The following is a 20162-nucleotide window of genomic DNA, read 5'->3' as shown; positions in this document are numbered from 1 at the left end:
ATTCCTTCAAAGTTAAAGTAAAAAGGTGCCATTGGCACCTTTAATTAATTCAGCGTGATTATTCAGTTAAGCCCGCAGGTGGCTCCGCAAAGGCGTCTTCGCCTGTTTCGACATCAACTAGCTCGTAGCCACGTTGCTTTCTAACCACTTTTAAAACTGGCTTAGAAAACGCCGTTTTTAAACGATCAGCGTCAGCTTCTAGCTCTTCAACTGTATTGCCAAAAGGCGCTGCTCCAGTTTCTGACCAGTTAGTCACTTTACCATTTAAGTTATATTCAACTTCATGAATTTGATATTGTGCCGCTTCATCTTTTGTTGCTTCACAAAAAATCACACGGTAGTTCCAAAATCCAGCCATAGCTATTCTCTTTCTCTTAAATTAATCCTGCCACTTTAGCAGTTACCAACGCGATTATAAACGAAAAAACCCGCTATACAGCGGGTTTTAATAGGACTTATTATTTCAGCTTAGAAGAAGCTTACTTTGAACTCAGCACCGATGTAACGCTCTTCGTTCACCATTGCTGTGTTGTTATTGAAGTCGATAGCACCGATTGATTGTTGCTCGTCGAACATGTTACGAACGAATGCTGATACTTCATATTCGTTGTCGCCTTCAGCCCAAGCATAACCTGCACGTAAACCCACTTCTGTTAATGGCTTGCCTTCAAACTCAACTGACTCGTATAAGAAGTAGTTGATTTCGCTACGGTAAGACACGTCAGCGTAAGTGAAGAATTCACCGTCAGCAACTTCACGGCTATAACGTAATGTGACGTTAGAGATCCACTCAGGTGCGTGCGGTAGGCTGTTACCATCTAAGATAGCACGGTCTTCAGGACCAAATGCGCCCGGTACTTGGAATGTTGGATCTGTCACTGTACATTGTGCACAAACAGCAACGGCTAAATCTTTATCTTTAAGCTCAGTGTTGTTGTAGCTTAAGTTAAACGTCGCATTTAGGTTATCAGTTAATACCCACTCAGTGTCTAACTCAAAACCATAACCAGTTGTCTTATCAGCATTAACTAGACGGTTGAAGTTTGCACCACCACCCACAGCTGTTAATTGTTGGTCATCCATTGTGTAGTAGAACACAGTCGCATTTACACGACCACGGCCATCAAGTACGTCTGATTTAATACCTGTTTCAAAAGATGTTACAGTTTCAGACTCTGCAACAGTTACTTCATCACCGAATAAGATACGGCCCTGAATACTTGGGGCACGGAAGCTATTAGCAACACGCGCGTACCAGTTTACCTCGTCGTTGATCTTGTAGTTAGCAGATAAATCCCAGCTAACGTGATCGTCACTTGGGTTTTCTGTTAAGAATAACGCACCGCCACCAGCAGGGCTTAAAGTACGGTTTGCTGAGAACTCTTTCTCGTCATCAGAGTAACGAAGACCCGCTGTTACTTTTAAGTCATCAGTGATTGTGTAGTCTAATGAACCGAATACCGCCCATGCCTTGGTATCTTGCTGCTGGATAACATAACCGTTTAACTCACCCGGTGTTGCACCATATGTGTCGTAGCTGAAGTTTTCGATTGTTAGCGCTTCGTCAAAGTAGAATACACCGACTTGGAAATTTACGTCACCAGCATAGTTACTTGATAAACGAAGTTCTTGCGTGTATTGGTCTTGATCAGGAATACCGTCAGCACTTTCAGAAGTGAACGGAATAAAACCTGGGCCCATAGGTGCTGTCGGGTCGTCTGCATTAAAAAAACCGTAACCACCGTCGATGTCAGCGCGAGAATAGATTTCAGCACTTTCCCATGCAGAGATTGACGTAAGTGTTAAATCGTTGATGTCCCACTCAAGCTTTAAGCTTGCGCCTTGTGATTCAACTTGCTGTGTCGCACGTGAAGCTGCATCGTGGAAAACCACATCGTGTTCAAAGCCATCAACTAAATCGTTTGTACCCGCTTTGATTGCGTTACCACGGAATGCAATTGGCTTACCGTCCATATCACGCGTGTGGTAGTTGAATAAACCTGTGAAATCATCACCTTCATATAAGAATTGAACACGAGCCGCTTTTTCAGTGTAACCACCTAATACGTCATCTTGCTCAAACCCTGGTGCGCGATTATCAATGTAATCGTCTTTTTCTTGCCAAAGTACAGAAACACGTGTTGATAAACGGTCTGTTAGGCCACCGCCAACAGCACCTTCAAAATCAACTGCGCCACGGCTACCGTAAGATACTGAACCATAGCCTTCAAATTCTTGTGATGGTTTAACTGTATCAAATTTAACAAGGCCAGCCGGCGTGTTACGACCGAATAATGTACCTTGTGGGCCGCGTAATACTTCTACGCGAGCAACGTCAAATACAGGGAAACCTTTTAAGATTGCGTTTTCTTGAACGACTTCATCAACCACTAAAGAAACAGGTTGAGAAGCATTCAAATCAAAGTCTGTGTTACCTAGACCACGAACATAAAAGCGTGGGAATGAACGACCAAACGAAGATTCGATTGATAAACTTGGGATTTTCGCATTCATAAAGCGAATATCCATACCAGCTGAGCTGTAAGCATCTAAGTTATCACCTTGCAGCGCAGATACTGCAACAGGTACTTCCTGAGCATTTTCCACACGCTTACGAGCAGTGATTTGGATAACTTCTAATTGGTTGTTTTTTGCTGCTGGTGCTTCGTCTGCAGCAAGAGTTGAAAATGAAGTACCTGCTACGGCAGAGAACAACGTTGCATTGATAAGTGTTGCTAACGTAGATCTTTTCATTGCTTTCATGTCGGGTTTTAACCTTTTTTATGCACTCTTATTCAACGGTGATGATGTTGCGTCAAATCATTTGACGGGCTCGGCCAATTTTTCGCGCCTTATAATAAGCTGCGCGGACCTCTAAATCGAGAGTGCAAAACGAGGTAAAGAGGCTGAACGAACGCTGACGATTATAACACTTTATGACACTTTTACTGCATTAAAAATTATAAATATACAATTTTTTTACAACAATTAGCGGCAACATCAAAGCATTTAGAAGAAATTATGCAACTATTTTACACTTTAGCGGACATATGTCCTGTTCATTGCATAACAACAATGTGTAGAGAATGTATACAACTGAGAACTACTTTCATTTGCGATAATTTTCATTACGAACCTACTACACGAGCAAATTCTGGGTTGGCTAATTCACAATTATGCTCGTTCAGCAAACCTAACATCGCCATATTTAACTCTTCAATTATTTCCATGTAAAACGCAAAATCGACTGTCTCTACGTAGCTTAGTACATCGATTTGTAAAGCCCAAGGCGTAAAACCTTTAAATCGTACTCGACAAGGCTCATCGGCAATATGTTCATGCTCTTTAAGTAGTGCACGAACAGACGCCATAAAAGCATGTAAGTTTTGCTGCTCTGTTTTTGCGCTGAGCATTAACTTAGGTCGATATGAAATGCGTTCTCGCTCAGAAATATTTTCAAGCTGCATATCCACAAACTTAGCATTCGCTACATAAATTACCGAGCGATCAAGTGTGCGTATACGTGTTGCCCTCAGGCCTATCTCTTCAATTGTTCCGAGGTGATTGTCAAACTTACACAAATTACCAATTCGTACAGGTGCTGATGTATAAAGCGTGATTGCTGCAATGATATTTTCAACCGTTTTTTGTGCAGCAAGTGCGATAGCAAGCCCACCGATACCCAGACCAGCAAGTAAGGTCGTCGCGTTAAAGCCCAAATTCTCGAACCAGACAAATAACATAATAATCACGATACTGGTTTTTATGACGTTACTCACAGGCCTAAGCAAGAAAACAGCATGAGGTTTATCTTGGCGAATAAAACGCTGGCTCAAGCGATGTTTCGTAATATCAACAATACGTAAAAACACCCAAGTCCATGCTAAAAGCAAAACCGTGGCGCCATGAATTACGGCCAAAAAAGCAATGGTTACATTAGATTCATCACTTAACGAACGCGACATTATTACTGCTATTAATAAACAGATTGGTCCATTGATAAAATCAACAATGTCTTGCTGTATGGGAAACTTTAAGTGCACTAAAACAAAAGAAACGAGTCGTGTTAACACAATTGCGACGAGTACAAAGAAAATAAAAGAACATGCAAAGTAGACCCATTGCCACAGCATTACACCTAAAAATTCAAAACTTGGTAAAGACTGATATAGCCACTCTCCTATGCGGTTATACCCATACTCTTTGATTAATAGGGGGATTTTGCTCACTGTCGCATTGGAAATTTTCCAAATCGTTTGCGTCCCTTGTTTATTTGGAACACGCTGTAATAAGATTTGCACTTTCCCTTGTGAAGTGGAAATTTCACCGACAAGATCGCGATAACTTGGTACCGCTTCATTTTTTTTGCCGTCAGGCTTATTACTCAGGTTATCAATATCAACCCATAAAGTTCTATCTAATATTAAAGATAGATTTTCAGCCAGCTTCATCTGACCAATGGCAGCAGCATCTTGCGGTAAGTTACGATAATCGAGGTAGTGACTAGCTAATTCAAAGTCGCGTGCCCGTGCAGCGGTTAAAAAACCATACATTGTATTTCGCGGAGTAATTCGATTGAATTCATCGAAAAATAAAGCCTCATCAGCTTGCTGACTAGTAAGTGAGCTCCCTGCCTCTGCACTTGTCACTTCTTTTTCTTCATCAGTTTTTTCTTTATCATCTTTATCAATAAGTGACTTTACAGTGACCTCTGGCGTACTCATAGCGTATGCCTTACTCCCTACTGCGGCCATACAGATAACCAATAGGTAACACATGACGCACAAAAAAGTAGTGGCTAAATTTTTCACTCTCTCATCCTTGTAGCAAGATAATGAATAGACTCAAATTCATAATATTAGATTAGAGCATGCTTTTTTAACTGTACAAATATTAATTAAATTCCTTTGCTTTAAGTAGCTTAAATGTTAGATCTATTAAAACCTGTTAGCCCCTCTAACCTAGGCAAAGGAACTTTTTATGCATATTTCAAATTCGTTGATTCCACATTGGTCATCACTATTTATTCATGGCGTGATTGCGATAATCTTCGGGCTTTGTGGCTGGCTTGCACCCGAGGCATCACTTGCTGTGTTGATGTTTATTTTTGCTGCTTATTTTTTTGTAGATGGCGCAATTCGCGCATGGCTGGCTTTTGCTTCTAAAAAAGACAACCCATTGTGGTGGATGCTACTTATTGGCGGCCTTATCTCAATTGCTGCGGCATTAGTCACTTTGTTTGCGCCCAATGTTACCGCTATTTTAATGTTATATTTTATTGCGGCATGGGCTATCGCAATGGGGGTAATTGAAATCATTATCGCCAGTAAGCTTCGCAAAGAAATCAATAATGAGTGGATTTTAATTGCCAGTGGTGTCATATCCATCATTTTTGGTGCTTATTTAATGTTTAACCCTGGCGCAGGTGTCCTAACCTTACTTTGGTTAGTAGCCACTTACGCCATTGTGTTTGGTACCATGATGGTACTGCTCGCATTTAAGCTTAAAAAGCTCAATGAACAAGCGTAAAAAAAGCGGCTAAGCCGCTTTTTTTATTTTTGTGTACTTCGACGTTTTAAGGCAATTTCGCCATCAATATGAATGTCGCGCTGCGGGAATGCGATGGTAACATCGTGCTCAGCAAACACTTTATATATACTGAAACGTAGCTCACTTCGTACCTGTCGAAGTGGCGCTTCTGATTCCGCACATACCCAAAAGATAGCACTAAACGTTAATGAACTATCTGCAAAGTCATCAAATAAGACTGATGAGGCGGGTGTTTTTAAAATAGCCGGATGCTCATCCAAAATTTGCTTAATCAACTTTTCAACCAACACCACATCTGAACCATAAGCAACACCGACATTAACGGATGAGCGCGCATTACGATCAATCAGAGTCCAGTTAGTTACGGTATTTTCAAGCAGTTGGCTATTAGGCACTAACATATGCACACCATCGTTACGACGAATGCGTGTAGAGCGTGTGTTAATTGTTTCAACAACCCCTTTCGCCGTCCCTACTTCTAGAAAGTCACCAATACGTATTGGTCGCTCCCACATGAGTATCCAACCGCTAATAAAGTTATTAATAATGTTTTGTGCACCAAAACCGACACCAATAGCAATTGCACCAGAGACAAAAGCAAACGCTGTTAATGGAATATTGAGTACCTCAAGTGAGGTAAACACAAGCACCGCTATCGTAACGACAAGATATATACGGGTGAATAAATGAACAGCATCAGGGCCTAGGTTTTTTGCAAGTAATGCTTTTTTAATTAATCGACCTATCCACGTGACCACAAACCACATTAAAAAAAGCACCAAAGGCACTTGAATAATTTTTAGCACAGTAATTTGCACATCGTTGTAAGTAAACAATACAAACGATAATGCAGATTGCAGATCAGCAAGGGTCATAAATTAACATTCCTAGAAAAAATGAATTTGGTTCAGTTGTGACTAAGTTTAGCACGGCATAATAAGTGAAAACTTGGTAAATACTAAGTTCTTTATGCACGAAATGCGCTAATTATTAACTATTTTTGAACACAGATGCTATATAAACAGTGAGAGCTATAAGTAGCATGAGGAGAGCACAATGTCACAAATGACACTTACACAGAAACTAGCAACACTCCAGCCAATGGTTGATTTAAACTTGTTTGAGTCGAGCTTAGATTACAGAAACCGCATTTTAAACTTGCTTGCAGAACAAGAAAACACGTTAGCACTGATCAACAAAGAGTTCGGAAATGCGATGCCTGAAAACTTCGGCTCGGAGAAAAAGTTTGTACTCGGTTATAATTGATTCATGCATAACCGTCGATGTATAAATCACATTAATTTTTCTTATTATTACATTACTAGATAATAAAGCCGTCCGATTTATAGTAAGACGGCTTTTTTGTGCATTTTTGAAACACTTTATTCCCGTTTTGCGCTCAACCATCCTAATAAACCGATAGATTTAATTGTTTCTAGTCTAAAATTTGGTAATTTAAAAAAGCTCTCATCATTGGTGTATTCTCTCGAATAATGAATGTACCAAGCACATTTTTAAATTGGAGTTCTCATGCATAAGACCCTGATAGCAACAACGATTGCTAGTGCACTTTTACTTTCAGCTTGTAGTTCACAGCAAGCTGACACGCAAACTCAAGTTGAAACTGCTGCTGAAACACAAACAGCTAATGTTACCAACGTTCTTTTCAAGCCAAGCCCTTTACAATACATGGCTCCTGAGTTTGATAAAATTTCAACCAAAGACTACGAGCCAGCATTTGAAGCGGGTATTGCACAGCAAAAAGCTGAAATTGCAAAGATTGCAAACAACCCTGAGCCTGCAACATTTGAAAATACCCTTGTTGCAATGGAACTATCTGGTGAGCTATTAGACCGCACTTCTGCGGCATTTTTTAATTTATCAGGTTTGATCTCTGACAGTGAGTATCAACGTATCGCCGCTAAAATGGCGCCTATTATGTCTGCTCATACTGATGATATTTACCTAAACAAAGCCTTATTCGCTCGCGTGCAAAGTATCTACGATGACAAATCATCTTTAAATGCTGAAGATCAACGCCTTGTCGATTTTTACTATAAAAAGTTTGTTAACGCGGGTGCAAAGCTTAACGAAACTGAAAAAGCAAAAATGCGTGAAATCAACGCGGAACTTGCCAAACTTTCAACAGAGTTTTCACAAAATATCTTAAAATCATTCAAAGAAGATGTGATTTTAGTAACAGATAAAAGCGAGCTGGCTGGATTGTCTGAGGCTGAAATTGCAAGCCTTGCGGCTGCGGCACAAAAGGCAGGTAAAGAAGGTTACATGATCACGCTTGTCAACACGACTCGCCAGCCTATCTTACAAAGCCTTGAAAATCGTAAGCTACGTGAAAAAGTGTGGACCACTTCTGCAACTCGCGCACAAGCAACTAATGGCCCAATCATTCTTAAAGAGACTAAGCTACGCGCAGAAAAAGCAGCATTACTGGGTTACCAAGACTGGGCTTCGTATGTGATGACAACACGTATGGCGCAAACAACAGAAAACGTTTACGGCATTCTTGATGACTTAGCACCGAAAGCGGTTGCCAAAGCAGAAGCTGAAGCAGAACAAATCCAGCAAGTAATTAAAAAGTCTGGCAAAAACTTTGCCTTACAACCGTGGGATTGGGCATTCTATGCTGAAAAAGTACGCCAAGAAAAGTACGACTTAGACCCTGCGTTAGTTAAGCCTTACTTTGAAATGCAATCAGTGATCCACGACGGCCTATTCTTTGCGATGAATAAACTGTACGGCATTACCTTTAAAGAACGTACAGACTTATCTGTTTATCATGAAGACGTAATGGTATTTGAAGTATTTAACGAAGATGGCAGCGCTATCGGCCTATTCTACATGGATCCATATGCACGTGAAGGCAAACGCGGCGGTGCATGGATGAGCTCTTATGTCAGCCAAAGCGGTCTAAAAGACACCATGCCGGTAATCTACAACGCACAGAACATTCCTAAGCCAGCTGACGGCCAACCTACACTCATGACCTTCTCTGAAGTAACAACCATGTTCCATGAATTTGGTCACGCTGTTCATGGTTTATTCTCTGATGTGAAGTACCCTAGCCTCGCCGGTACTGCCACAGCACGTGATTTTGTTGAATTCCCTTCACAAGCAAATGAAGACTGGAACATCGAACCGACTGTACTGGCAAACTATGCCAAGCATTACAAAACAGGTGAGCCAATTCCAAAAGCATTACTTGCAAAAGTACTCGAATCACAAAAGTTCAATCAAGGTTTTGATACAACTGAGTACTTAGCCGCGGCACTGCTTGATATGGAATGGCATTCATTTGGTGTTGATGCTGATATTACAGATGTGCAAAAGTTTGAACATGATGCATTAGACAAGCACGGTATTGCCTACTACCCAGTACCGCCTCGTTATAAGTCTTGCTACTTCAGCCACACATTCGCTGGTGGTTACTCAGCAGGTTATTATGCGTACCTTTGGACTGAAGTATTCGCAGCAGATGCGTTTGCACACATGACAGAAGAAGGTGGCTTAACCCGTGAAAATGGTGATAACTTCCGTAAAGAAGTGTTATCAAAAGGTAACAGCCGCGACTTAATGCAAAGCTACATTGAATTCCGTGGTCAAAAACCAACAACAGACGCACTATTAAAGCGTCGTGGTTTAGTTGAGTAATAGTTAAATTATTCGCTAAGTGATGAAAGCCCGCAATTATTGCGGGCTTTTTGTTATAGTGCAATTTTAGAATCAATTACCATAAAACATGACCTACTTATTTGCTGTTACCCTGCTTTGGGCCTTTTCGTTTAGTCTTATTGGTGTTTATTTAGCAGGACAAGTCGATGCATGGTTCAGTGTGTTGATGCGTATTGGCTTAGCCACCTGCGTATTTTTACCTTTTCTGCACTGGCGTAAAACCCCTAAAGCTTTAGCACTTAAACTGATGGCAATAGGGGCGGTGCAGCTGGGTGTGATGTACAGCTTTTATTACCATTCGTTTTTGTACCTCAGTGTGCCTGAAGTGCTATTATTCACGGTTATGACACCGCTTTATATCACCTTATTAAACGATATTCTTGAAAAACGCTTCAATGCTAAATTCTTGCTTGCCGCCATGCTGGCCATTGTCGGAGCAGTCGCTATTCGTTACGAAGGCATTGATGAAAACTACCTGCTTGGAATGCTACTTGTGCAGGCTGCCAATATTTGCTTTGCAACAGGACAAGTGACCTATAAACGATTAATGCAACACGAACACATTGCGCATTCTCGTGTGTTCGCATGGTTTTTCATTGGTGCACTCATCGTCGCATTAGTTTGCTATGGTTTATTTGGTGATACCAGTAAGCTCCCTACCACAACCACACAATGGGGTGTCCTGATTTACCTCGGAACAATTGCCTCTGGACTTGGTTATTTTGCATGGAATAAAGGCGCGACTATTGTCAATGTGGGTGCGCTCGCAGTAATGAATAACCTACTGATCCCTGCGGGGATTATTGTCAATATTGTTATTTGGAACCGTGATGCCGACATTCTCAGATTAAGTATTGGCGCAGCCGTTATACTGTTAGCTTTAATTGTGAACCAAGCCATTGTGAAAAAATAAATTAAGCTTACTGTCGTTTTATTGTCATTAATGATGATTAAGGTGATGCACTCATTTATTTTAAAGGATGCGAAAATAGTGAAACACATACCCTTACTGACTAGTTGCTTATTAATAGGCGTTCTTGCTGGTTGTGATGATGATGTAGAAGTTGTCGAAAAAGAAGTTGTTGTCACAAATACTGATGTTCAAGTTGTTGAAGTTCCAACCCCCGTTATCGTAGAAGTGGCGCAAGGCACCAATATTCAGCTTGGCACTCGCCCAGACTACCTCATTGATGACATGGCAGACAGTACACTAAAAACAAAACTAGAATCGTGTAAAGAAGGCCCCTTTTACCGTACTGATTTTTCAATCGGTCATCGAGGAGCGCCTATGCAATACCCTGAACACACTAAAGAGTCTTACATAGCTTCGGCTCGCATGGGGGCTGGCATTGTCGAGTGTGATGTCACCTTTACAAACGATAAAGAGTTAGTATGTCGCCATTCGCAGTGTGACTTACATACCACCACGAATATTTTAGCTATTCCAGAGTTAGCTGCAAAATGCAGTGAACCTTTTACTCCAGCAGATCCTAACAGTGGTACGCCTGCCTCTGCTAAATGTTGTACTAGCGATATCAGCCTCGCAGAGTTTTTAACCCTTGAAGGCAAAATGGATGGTGCAAACACCAACGCAACTAATGTGGCTGACTATATGAAAGGAACGCCTAGCTGGCGCACTGATTTATATGCAAATACAGGCACCCTAATGACACATAAACAAAGTATTGCATTGTTTAAAGAGTTAGGTGTAAAAATGACTCCTGAACTTAAATCGCCAGCAGTTAGCATGCCTTTTGATGGTATGAGCCAAGAGCAGTACGCACAAAAAATGCTCGATGAGTACATACAAATGGACGTGCCCGCTAATCATGTTTTTCCACAGTCATTTAACTTAGATGATGTAAAATATTGGATAAATAACAATCCAGACTTTGCTGCTCAAAGTGTTTACTTGGATGGCCGTGATAGTGATGCAGGCTTTGATCCTAATAATCCTGACACTTGGCAACCCAGTATGGCTGCACTTTACAGTGACGGTGTTAAGATTATTGCACCACCAATCTGGATGCTATTAACCATCGATAACGACAATAACATAGTGCCTTCACAATACGCTGTCGATGCCAAAACGGCGGGCCTTAAAATCATAGCATGGAGTTTCGAACGCTCAGGCCCGTTAAATAATGGTGGCGGCTATTATTATCAATCAGTTGCCGATGTTATTGATAACGATGGCGATATGATGACCGTGCTTGATGTATTAGCCAAAGATGTTGGTGTCATAGGTATCTTCTCTGATTGGCCTGCAACGGTTAGTTATTACGCGAGTTGTAATAACATGCCGGCCAGTATTTAAAAGTTTTACGGCTACAGTCGTTTATTTTATCGTGCTCGGTTAACATAGAGTTTTATTTAGCCGAGCATTTTATGATCATTCAACACCATAGCCACGATATAGCCACCCCAACAGGGTCAATGCGCACCAGCGTTTATCGCCCAGTAGATGAAGGGAAGTTCCCTTGTATTATTTTCTATTCAGAGATTTTTCAAGAAACTGCGCCAATCGCACGCTCTGCTGCAATACTGGCAGGTCATGGTTTTGTGGTATTAGTGCCCGAAGTGTTTCATGAGTTAAACCCTATAGGTACTGTACTTGCCTACGATGATGCGGGTAAGGATAAAGGCAATGCCGACAAGTGGGCTAAACCACTTGAGAGCCACGACAGTGATACTGAAGCCTTAATTGCATTTGCACGCACTCAAGATTACTGCACAGGCCACATCGGTGCGATGGGTGTCTGTATTGGTGGTCACCTTGCATATCGCGCAGCGTTAAACTCTAATATTAAAGCCGCATTTTGTTTATATGCAACAGATATACACAGCGATACCTTAGTGGCGCAAGCAGGTAATAACTCGTTCGAACGCATGGCTGATATCAAAGGTGAAATTCACTTTGTCTGGGGTAAGCAAGACCCACATGTACCAAAAGAAGGCCGCCTTAAAATTTACCAACAAGCGGTGGCAACAGGAATTAATTACCAGTGGCAAGAAGTTAATGCCCAACACGCCTTCATGCGCGATGAAGGCGAGCGTTACGACCCTGCCCTTGCCATCAGCATGTATCAACAAGCCGTTGCTTTATTTAATCGAACGCTTGTTTAAATCGCCAGCGTTGCCACTTGATTAGCGAAATAGTCCTTTAGGTAATCAAGTAAAACACGCAATTTTTTGCTTCCCGCTGCCCCTGGCGGGAACACACCATAAAGCTCAATATCTGCGGTTTTGTAATCCTCTAATACTGTTCGCAATAAGCCAGCCTTAATCCTAGGAAGTGCATCATAAACAGGGATTTTAGCTAAGCCATGTCCCGCTTCAACAAAAGCAGTGCGTGCTGCGGCATTGTTAGTACTTATGCCACCACTGACTGCTATATCAAAACGACGCTTGTCTTTTTCAAGAGTCACAATAGCGCTGCTTGGCTGGTACACGACCCAAGTATGCACTGCTAAATCAGCAATACTCTTTGGTATAGGGTGTTTTGTAAAGTAATCAACTGAACCACATAAGCATGTTGCCATACTTGCCAGCTTAGTCGCTTGTAAGTTTGAACTCTCAAGCGCAACCCCTCGAATAGCCAAATCATAGCCTTCTTTGATAACGTCAACCACATCATCACTCAGTTGTAAGTCTATGTCGATTTTAGGATACAAACGTTTAAACTGAGCCAGCGCAGGCACTACAAGTTGTAAGCCGACATTCACCGGACAACTCAGTTTAATTACCCCAACGGGCTCACTTTTTAAGCTCTCAAGATGCAGATTAGCTGCCTCTGCGTGCTCTGTAATGGCCTGACAACGTTCGTAATAAGCCATACCCGCCTCTGTTAGTGTCATAGTGCGGGTTGAACGATTTAATAAGGTGAGTTGCAATTGCTGCTCTAGCTTTTTTAAGTGATAACTCACCACAGCTCGCGACAAGCCTAGTTGCTGAGCCGCTTTGGTTAAGCTACCTTGCTGCACAATATGGGCAAACACCACCATACTTTTTAGTTGCTCGAACGATACTTTCATATGGATTCCTAATATGACCTGAATAATTGTATCAATTATTAAACCAATGAAGTCAAGTTTATCTGCGTTGTTTAACTTAGTTTTCATCCCTATAGTGTTATCAACGATGTTTAAAACTCACAAAAGGATTCACTATGTCAGCTAAGAAAATTTTAATGGTACTTACTTCACACGATGAATTGGGTGATACAGGTCATAAAACAGGTTTTTGGGTAGAAGAGTTTGCAGCCCCCTACTACGCCTTTGTTGATGCTGGTGCAGATGTAACCCTTGCATCAGTAAAAGGCGGCCAACCTCCAGTCGATCCAAATAGCGCGGCACCTGACGCTGCCACAGATGCAACCAAACGTTTTGAAGAAGACAGCGCAGCAAAAACCTTGATGGCAAACACGAAACCATTGAGCGAGATAAATGCAGAGGAATTTGACGCTGTATTTTACCCAGGCGGCCATGGTCCATTGTGGGACTTAGTTGATAATCAGGACTCTATTAGTTTGATTGAACAATTTTTAAATTCAAACAAGCCTGTTGGCGCGGTATGTCATGCAAGTGCTGTATTACTCAATGCGAAAAATGCAGCAGGTAAATCAGTCGTGTTTGATAAAAAAGTTACTGGCTTTAGTAACTCTGAAGAAGATGCTGTACAGCTTACCAATGTGGTACCGTTGCTCGTAGAAGATCAGCTAATCAAACAAGGCGGTCACTATCAAAAAACCGATGACTGGGGCGTACTTGCCATTGAAGACGGTTTATTAATCACAGGACAAAACCCTGCAAGTTCAGAGCTTGCAGCGAAAAAACTGCTAACAAAACTAGGTTAAAAATCACAATTCATTATTCAGTAAACACCTTGTACGTCAAGGTGTTTACCTTCACTATTAATAAGTTATACTGATTCGGTCGAATTGATTTAAGAGCCTTCAACCATGACTGAAAAATCAGCAGCCAAACTTCCCCCTATCAGTAGCAAACGGTTTGCTATTTTGGGCATCATGTTACTTTGTGTGGTGCTGCAAATTGCCAACTCACTCCCTGGTGTAAACCTTAACGGTTTTGGCATATTACCTCGTCAAATATCTGGTGTGTCTGGCGTGTTCTTTGCCCCCTTTTTACATGGCGGCTGGGCGCATCTAGTCAGTAATTTAGTGCCTTTTGCTATTCTTGCGTGGCTGGTATGCCAATACAGCGTAAAACGTTTTTGGCTAGTCTTTACTGGCACTGCACTGCTTGGTGGGCTACTCGTTTGGTTATTCGGCCGTAGTAATATTCATGTAGGTTTGAGTGGCGTAATTTATGGTTTATGGGGTTATCTAATCTGCTATGGCATCATGCACCGCTCATTCAAAGCAATTTTAATCAGCATTGCCGTCGTTGTACTTTACAGCGGCTTGATTTGGGGGGTATTCCCGCAGCGTATTCATATCTCTTTTGAGAGCCATTTATTTGGTGCCATAAGTGGCGCGTTTATAGGTTATCTGATGGCAAAGCGTGATAAAAAATACAATAACCTATGATTAAAAAGCGCTTTCGCTTTGAAAAAGGTCGGCAACTTTCGGGCTACGACAAAATGCTATTGTGGCCAATTAAATTTGATGTTTATATATTGCGCTTTCCTGAAGGTAGCGAAGTGCCTGCGCACACTGATAAGGTAGCGGCGGGTAAACACTTTCGGCTTAACATTGTGCTCAAAAAAGCGCGAACTGGTGGCGAGTTTATTCGTGCACAACCAATTTACGAAAGTGCTCGCATCAAATTATTTCGGCCCGATGTCTGTGAACATCAAGTCACTAAAGTCATTTCTGGTAACCGATATCTACTTAGTATTGGCTGGATCAAAAACAATTAACTCCTAAGTGCCATGGTGATCATCACAACACCATGGTCGGTGCTTTGGTCATCATAAGCAAACTGTGGGTTGATCAAGTGCTGATCATAGGTGTGATAATCAACGACTTCAAAAAAACTGCTGTGAAACCCTGCATCAAATTCCCTTGAAAGCAAAATATAGTCAAACACTGAACTACTACTGCCAAAGTAATGGGTTGCCTCTCTGTCGCTTTCGGTCACTACATGACGCTGATAAAGCTGCCAACTATCCTGTAAGGTAAAATGTGAGCGATACACACTATTTTGACGATTTTCAGTAAGCCGTGAATTATCGGCAATTAAATGATTGAGTACACCGTCATGCAACTCATTATTAAAATCCCCCATCACAATAACAGGGTTATTTGTTTGCGCTCTGCGATTGATGACTTCTATCAAAAATAGTGCAGCTTCACTGCCACGCTGTATGCTTGATGCCCAGCGCCCTGCTACCTGATCTTTTAACTGCTTAAGTAAGTTTTGTTGCTCAGTGCTGGTGTCATCGTATTCGTTATCAATCATGCTACGCTTTGATTTAAAGTGCAGTACATAGCAATCAACAATGCCAATATGTGGCACATCTATCGTAGCGCGAACAATATCACGACTAAAACAAAACCCTTTAAGCCCCATTTGCGCTGCGTAATCTGTGTCATACTCCACCTTGGCAACAGCCACTATTTTAAAGCGTGAAGCAATCGCAACAACAGGATCACGATATATAAACTCATCAATAATAGTGGGTTCATCAACGACAGCAAAATAAGGATAACCTTGTTCGCTTACTTGCTGTTTTAGAGCATCAATACTAAACACTTCTTGGAAACCAATGATATCAGGCTGTTGGTTTTCAAGATAATCGGCTAACCAGCGCTGTTTTTTTGCCCATTGCTGTGCACTATAAATACGCTGGAAATCATAAAATGCATTCGGTGGCGCTAAATAATTATAAAGGTTAAATGTCGCCACCTTTATTTGATTATGCTTTATCACAGGCCACCTTATTCATGTAACCATTCACGTGCAATGCTCGCATCCTCAAAATACTTCACTTCACCACTGGTAAACCAATTACCCACCTTGCTAGCCACTTGTTGCCATTTCGCATTTCCTAATAAAGCAATGCGGCAAAACGCCTTGTTATGCTTAAGCCCCAGCTTTAAATCATCCCATGCTGCTTGAAGCTCCCACCCCTCTAACTCTGTAATATCAACATAAGCTCTGATTTTTGCGTGAGGAACTGACGCTAGTGCATTTTCAATTAAGGGAGTGAGTTTTGTATAGTCATCATGAGTGAGTTTTCCAACGACTTTAAAAGTTAAATAAAACGTACTGCCAACGCGCTCTAAACCAATTGCTAAACCGTGTTTTTTCATACCATCCTCCTTAATATTTATAATTTGATTACTCTACTTCCCTTGCTCACGTTGATCAACTAGGATGGTAGTCTCGTAGTGACATTCACAAAAGCACAAATAAAGGAGTTTCAATGAGTAATAACGACAGTTATACGCCGCCTAAAGTGTGGCAGTGGGATGCCGAAAATGGTGGCGAATGGGCTAAGACAAATCGCCCAATTTCAGGTGCTACCCACCAGCAGGATCTACCTGTGGGTGAGCATGCATTACAACTCTATTCACTTGCTACACCAAACGGTCAAAAAGTCACTATTATGCTTGAAGAGCTACTTGAGCTTGGCATCAATGACGCTGACTATGATGCGTTTTTGATCAAAATTGCTGATGGTGACCAGTTCTCGTCGGGGTTTGTGAGCGTAAACCCTAACTCAAAGATCCCCGCATTAATGGATCACAGCACCAAGCCTGTTACCCGTGTTTTTGAATCGGGTGCGATTTTACAGTACTTGGCCGAAAAATTTGATGCACTCATTCCAAGCGACCACACAAGTAAAACCGAGTGTCGCAACTGGCTATTTTGGCAAATGGGGTCTGCGCCCTATTTAGGTGGTGGTTTTGGCCACTTTTATAGTTATGCACCGTTTAAAATGCAGTATCCAATAGACCGCTTTACTATGGAAGTTAAACGCCAACTCGACGTACTCAACCGCCATTTAAGCGATCATGACTACATGGCAGGCAGTGAGTATTCAATTGCTGACATTGCAATTTGGCCTTGGTACGGAAGCCTTGTACTTGGCTATTTATATGACGCAGCAGAGTTTTTAGATGTTGAGTCTTATACCCATGTTGTGCGCTGGGCAAAACAAGTTGAACGCCGCCCTGCAGTGCAACGTGGTCGCCGTGTTAATCGTATTTGGGGTGATGAAGCAGAGCAACTTGCCGAGCGACACAGCAAAAACGACTTTTAACCATCGGGCTGCCATGCAGCCCATTGCAATAACGGATCCTCTCCTGAACTATAAAACATGAAAAAGCTCAGTAAAGAAGACATCTACCAACGCCTTAGTAACACCGAAGATGCGCGCGCATGTAAAGCCATAGATGAAGCGGCCTGCAAGGTCGTGCCAGGTAACTTTATCACCCTTTTAGTGAGCCAGTTATTTAGCAAGTTTGCCGATGCTCTTTTAAATCCTAAAGTGACGCTTCCTTGGTTATTACAAAGCATTAATGTACCTAGTAGCTTTATAGCATGGCTTGTGCCAATACGTGAGTCGGGTTCTATGCTACCGCAGCTTGCTATTGCTCACTTAATTCGCCAGCTTGCGGTTAGAAAATGGGTGTGGGTGGTTGGGGCTATCATTCAAGCAGTGTGTATTATCGCTATCCTTATTTGTGCCCTCACCTTACAAGGTACGAGTGCAGGCTTTGCGATTATAGGTATTTTGATTATCTTTAGCCTTGCCCGCGGTTTTAATTCAATTGCAGCAAAAGATGTGTTGGGTAAGGTTATTCCGAAACAGCAACGTGGAAGCATTAGTGGTCTTGCAGCCAGTTTTGCAGGCTTTGCAACGCTCACCTTTGGCCTTGGATTATGGTATTTACAGCATTTGGGTTATGACAATGGCGTTTATGTTGCTCTCATATTAGCTGCGCTCATGTGGCTTTTTGCAGCACTGAGTTACAGCCGAATAAAAGAATATAAAGGGGCAACTGAAGGCGCTGAAAACGGCTTATTGCATGCTCTAAAAAAGTTAAAACTTCTCTATCAAGATAAACAATTTACCCACTTTATTATTACCCGTGCATTGTTACTTTGCTCAGCTTTAAGCGCCCCCTTTTATATTGTACTTGCCAGTGAACAAGCCTTTGATTTTTCACTACTAGCCACGTTTATGGCTCTTTCTGGCCTTGCTAGTCTCGTTTCAGCGCCAATTTGGGGGAGATTAAGCGACTTATCGAGTCGCCGAGTGCTCGTTTTCGCAGCGATACTTGTCACACTTAACGGTTTAGCCGTGTATTTAGTTGCGTATTTTAGTCCCGCAACACTTAATGAGTTTTGGTTACTACCGCTGTGTTATTTTTTACTCACAGTTGCCCATCAGGGCGTTCGGCTCGGCCGAAAAACCTACTTAGTTGATATGGCTGAAGGGAATAAACGTACTGATTATGTGTCAGTTAGTAATACTGTGATAGGGCTAATACTGTTGCTATTGGGCAGTGTAGGCTTGCTAAATAGCTATTTAAGCACCGCTGAGCTGATCTTATTTTATAGTGTGCTTGGATTTGCTGGTGCAGTAAGTGCTTGGTTTTTAAAAGATACCTAGACCAAATTATTAAAAAAGCGCATAATCACACTGATTTAATTCCAAAAAGGACTTACCATGAAAAAGAGAGTATTTGCACTTTTTACACTACTGACTTTGTCCGCATGTAGCACGAGTGTACCTATTCGTAACTTTGACTCTAACCCCGTACCTACAGTTGCCAATAAAAGCCATGACCTTAAAAGTATCGAGAACGATATACTCAAGGCATGTATGAAGCTTGGATGGACATGTCGTGCAAATCAAGAAGGTAAGGTTTTAGGCACATTAGATATTCGAAAGCACCAATTACGAGTTGAAATTAGCTTTAATGAAAAAGAATATTCTATTGATTACAAAGACTCTATCAACCTAGATTACGATGGTAAGAAGATTCACCGTCAATACATCAACTGGGTAACAAACTTGATGCGTAATATTGATGCTGAATTAGCATATCAATAAAAAAGGCGACTTAGGTCGCCCTTTCTTTATGCATTTACTTGTTCAACATAACATTCATAATCATCCCTTCGCTCACAGAAAAACATTCGCTAAAAACGAACAAACGGCTCGATTAATAGCATTATTATTTTTTTTTATACTTTTTTATACTGAGAACAACTTCCTAATTTGCAGGTGTAATGATGAAAAAAGTACTTGTTTTAAATTCTTCACTCAATGGTGAAAACGGTAACTCAACTAAATTAACAAACACATTTGTAAGTCAACTGACTGAACAAGACCAAGTAGCGATCACCGTGCGCGACTTAAGCAGCGACGCTATTGATCACCTTACGCAAACAGAAATGGCTGCATGGATGACTGATGTAAACGAGCGCAGCGATGAGCAAAGAGCACTTGCAGCAATCTCTGACGAGTTAATTGGCGAACTTAACGACAACGATCTTATCGTTATCGGTATGCCAATGTATAACTTTGGTATTCCATCAACGTTTAAAACATGGATTGACCGTATTGCACGTGCTGGTATTACGTTTAAATACACTGAACAAGGCGCAGTAGGTTTGCTTGAAAACAAAAAAGTTGTGGTACTGGCTGCCCGCGGTGGTGTGTACCAAGGTAGTGATATCGACACTCAAACTAAATACTTAAAAGATGTGCTTGGTTTTGTTGGTATGACTGATGTTGACTTTATTTATGCAGAAGGCTTAGCAATGCCAGGCGCAGAACAAAGCTTAGAAGCTGCACAAGAGAATATTAAAAAATTCGTTGCGGCGTTATAAAACGCAACGATTAGAGCGGTCATTCTGGCCGCTTCTTTTTACATAAAACACCTCAGATATAAAGTAATCTAAACCTCTACTCTCTTCGTATTGCTGCATACATAATTAACA

General features: G+C 41.5%; 20 protein-coding genes. 13 read left to right on the top strand and 7 right to left on the bottom strand.

The features are described from left to right. Positions 1-58: 58 nt before the first annotated feature. From PAARA_RS18575 to PAARA_RS18565, 3 genes are all read right to left on the bottom strand, one after another. Positions 59-358, bottom strand: coding sequence for a hypothetical protein (locus PAARA_RS18575; protein WP_062570481.1), 300 nt, complete (start codon positions 356-358; stop codon positions 59-61). Between the two features lie 110 nt (positions 359-468). Further along, positions 469-2763, bottom strand: a complete 2295-nt coding sequence (locus tag PAARA_RS18570) for a TonB-dependent receptor (RefSeq protein ID WP_062570480.1) — start codon at positions 2761-2763, stop codon at positions 469-471. A 365-nt stretch (positions 2764-3128) separates the two neighbouring features. Next, a complete protein-coding gene (locus PAARA_RS18565) occupies positions 3129-4724 on the bottom strand; it encodes a mechanosensitive ion channel family protein (RefSeq protein ID WP_245220001.1) in 1596 nt (531 codons plus the stop codon). Between the two features lie 256 nt (positions 4725-4980). On the opposite strand from PAARA_RS18565, the gene PAARA_RS18560 reads away from it, so the two are divergent. Then, on the top strand, positions 4981-5529 hold the full coding sequence (locus PAARA_RS18560; RefSeq protein ID WP_062570479.1) for an HdeD family acid-resistance protein: 549 nt from the start codon (positions 4981-4983) through the stop codon (positions 5527-5529). Positions 5530-5552: 23 nt separating this feature from the next. Here the strand turns inward: PAARA_RS18560 and PAARA_RS18555 are convergent, their stop codons facing one another. Further along, positions 5553-6425 (bottom strand): mechanosensitive ion channel family protein, encoded by an 873-nt coding sequence (locus PAARA_RS18555; protein ID WP_062570478.1) that lies wholly within the window; start codon positions 6423-6425, stop codon positions 5553-5555. Between the two features lie 181 nt (positions 6426-6606). Between PAARA_RS18555 and PAARA_RS18550 the strand changes: the two genes are divergently transcribed. From PAARA_RS18550 to PAARA_RS18530, 5 genes are all read left to right on the top strand, one after another. Next, positions 6607-6816 (top strand): hypothetical protein, encoded by a 210-nt coding sequence (locus PAARA_RS18550; protein ID WP_062570477.1) that lies wholly within the window; start codon positions 6607-6609, stop codon positions 6814-6816. A gap of 264 nt (positions 6817-7080) precedes the next feature. Beyond that, positions 7081-9219, top strand: coding sequence for a M3 family metallopeptidase (locus PAARA_RS18545; protein ID WP_062570476.1), 2139 nt, complete (start codon positions 7081-7083; stop codon positions 9217-9219). An 88-nt stretch (positions 9220-9307) separates the two neighbouring features. Beyond that, the gene (locus PAARA_RS18540; protein ID WP_062570475.1) at positions 9308-10153 is read left to right on the top strand and encodes a carboxylate/amino acid/amine transporter; all 846 of its coding nucleotides are present in this window, start codon (positions 9308-9310) and stop codon (positions 10151-10153) included. Between the two features lie 78 nt (positions 10154-10231). Then, entirely contained in the window at positions 10232-11557 is a 1326-nt protein-coding gene (locus tag PAARA_RS18535) for a glycerophosphodiester phosphodiesterase family protein (protein ID WP_062570794.1), read from the top strand. A 71-nt stretch (positions 11558-11628) separates the two neighbouring features. Beyond that, a complete protein-coding gene (locus tag PAARA_RS18530; protein WP_062570474.1) occupies positions 11629-12366 on the top strand; it encodes a dienelactone hydrolase family protein in 738 nt (245 codons plus the stop codon). On the opposite strand, the gene PAARA_RS18525 is transcribed toward PAARA_RS18530, so the two are convergent. Next, entirely contained in the window at positions 12363-13274 is a 912-nt protein-coding gene (locus tag PAARA_RS18525; RefSeq protein ID WP_062570473.1) for a LysR family transcriptional regulator, read from the bottom strand. The genes PAARA_RS18530 and PAARA_RS18525 overlap by 4 nt on opposite strands. 134 nt (positions 13275-13408) lie before the next feature. Between PAARA_RS18525 and PAARA_RS18520 the strand changes: the two genes are divergently transcribed. From PAARA_RS18520 to PAARA_RS18510, 3 genes are all read left to right on the top strand, one after another. Beyond that, positions 13409-14095: a type 1 glutamine amidotransferase domain-containing protein gene (locus tag PAARA_RS18520; protein WP_062570472.1), complete on the top strand. Its 687-nt coding sequence runs from the start codon at positions 13409-13411 to the stop codon at positions 14093-14095. Positions 14096-14200: 105 nt separating this feature from the next. Further along, entirely contained in the window at positions 14201-14788 is a 588-nt protein-coding gene (locus tag PAARA_RS18515) for a rhomboid family intramembrane serine protease (RefSeq protein WP_062570471.1), read from the top strand. Next, positions 14785-15120, top strand: coding sequence for a hypothetical protein (locus PAARA_RS18510; protein ID WP_062570470.1), 336 nt, complete (start codon positions 14785-14787; stop codon positions 15118-15120). Before PAARA_RS18515 ends, PAARA_RS18510 begins: the two co-directional genes overlap by 4 nt. Here PAARA_RS18510 and PAARA_RS18505 read toward each other — a convergent pair. After that, positions 15117-16133 (bottom strand): endonuclease/exonuclease/phosphatase family protein, encoded by a 1017-nt coding sequence (locus PAARA_RS18505; RefSeq protein ID WP_062570469.1) that lies wholly within the window; start codon positions 16131-16133, stop codon positions 15117-15119. The genes PAARA_RS18510 and PAARA_RS18505 overlap by 4 nt on opposite strands. An 8-nt stretch (positions 16134-16141) precedes the next feature. Then, positions 16142-16516: a SpoIIAA family protein gene (locus PAARA_RS18500; RefSeq protein ID WP_062570468.1), complete on the bottom strand. Its 375-nt coding sequence runs from the start codon at positions 16514-16516 to the stop codon at positions 16142-16144. Between the two features lie 113 nt (positions 16517-16629). Between PAARA_RS18500 and yghU the strand changes: the two genes are divergently transcribed. The 4 genes from yghU (at position 16630) to PAARA_RS18480 (ending at position 20051) form a co-directional block, all read left to right on the top strand. Then, positions 16630-17469: a glutathione-dependent disulfide-bond oxidoreductase gene (yghU, locus tag PAARA_RS18495; RefSeq protein WP_062570467.1), complete on the top strand. Its 840-nt coding sequence runs from the start codon at positions 16630-16632 to the stop codon at positions 17467-17469. 57 nt (positions 17470-17526) lie between these two features. Beyond that, positions 17527-18825, top strand: coding sequence for an MFS transporter (locus PAARA_RS18490; protein ID WP_062570466.1), 1299 nt, complete (start codon positions 17527-17529; stop codon positions 18823-18825). A 57-nt stretch (positions 18826-18882) separates the two neighbouring features. Then, on the top strand, positions 18883-19269 hold the full coding sequence (locus PAARA_RS18485) for a hypothetical protein (RefSeq protein ID WP_062570465.1): 387 nt from the start codon (positions 18883-18885) through the stop codon (positions 19267-19269). A 182-nt stretch (positions 19270-19451) separates the two neighbouring features. Further along, the gene (locus tag PAARA_RS18480) at positions 19452-20051 is read left to right on the top strand and encodes an FMN-dependent NADH-azoreductase (protein ID WP_062570464.1); all 600 of its coding nucleotides are present in this window, start codon (positions 19452-19454) and stop codon (positions 20049-20051) included. Positions 20052-20162: the final 111 nt, after the last annotated feature.

This window comes from Pseudoalteromonas arabiensis (assembly GCF_001550155.1).
Lineage (GTDB): Bacteria > Pseudomonadota > Gammaproteobacteria > Enterobacterales > Alteromonadaceae > Pseudoalteromonas > Pseudoalteromonas arabiensis.
The sequence above is the reverse complement of the archived record's forward strand: the minus strand, read 5'-3'. Positions and strand labels throughout refer to the sequence as shown.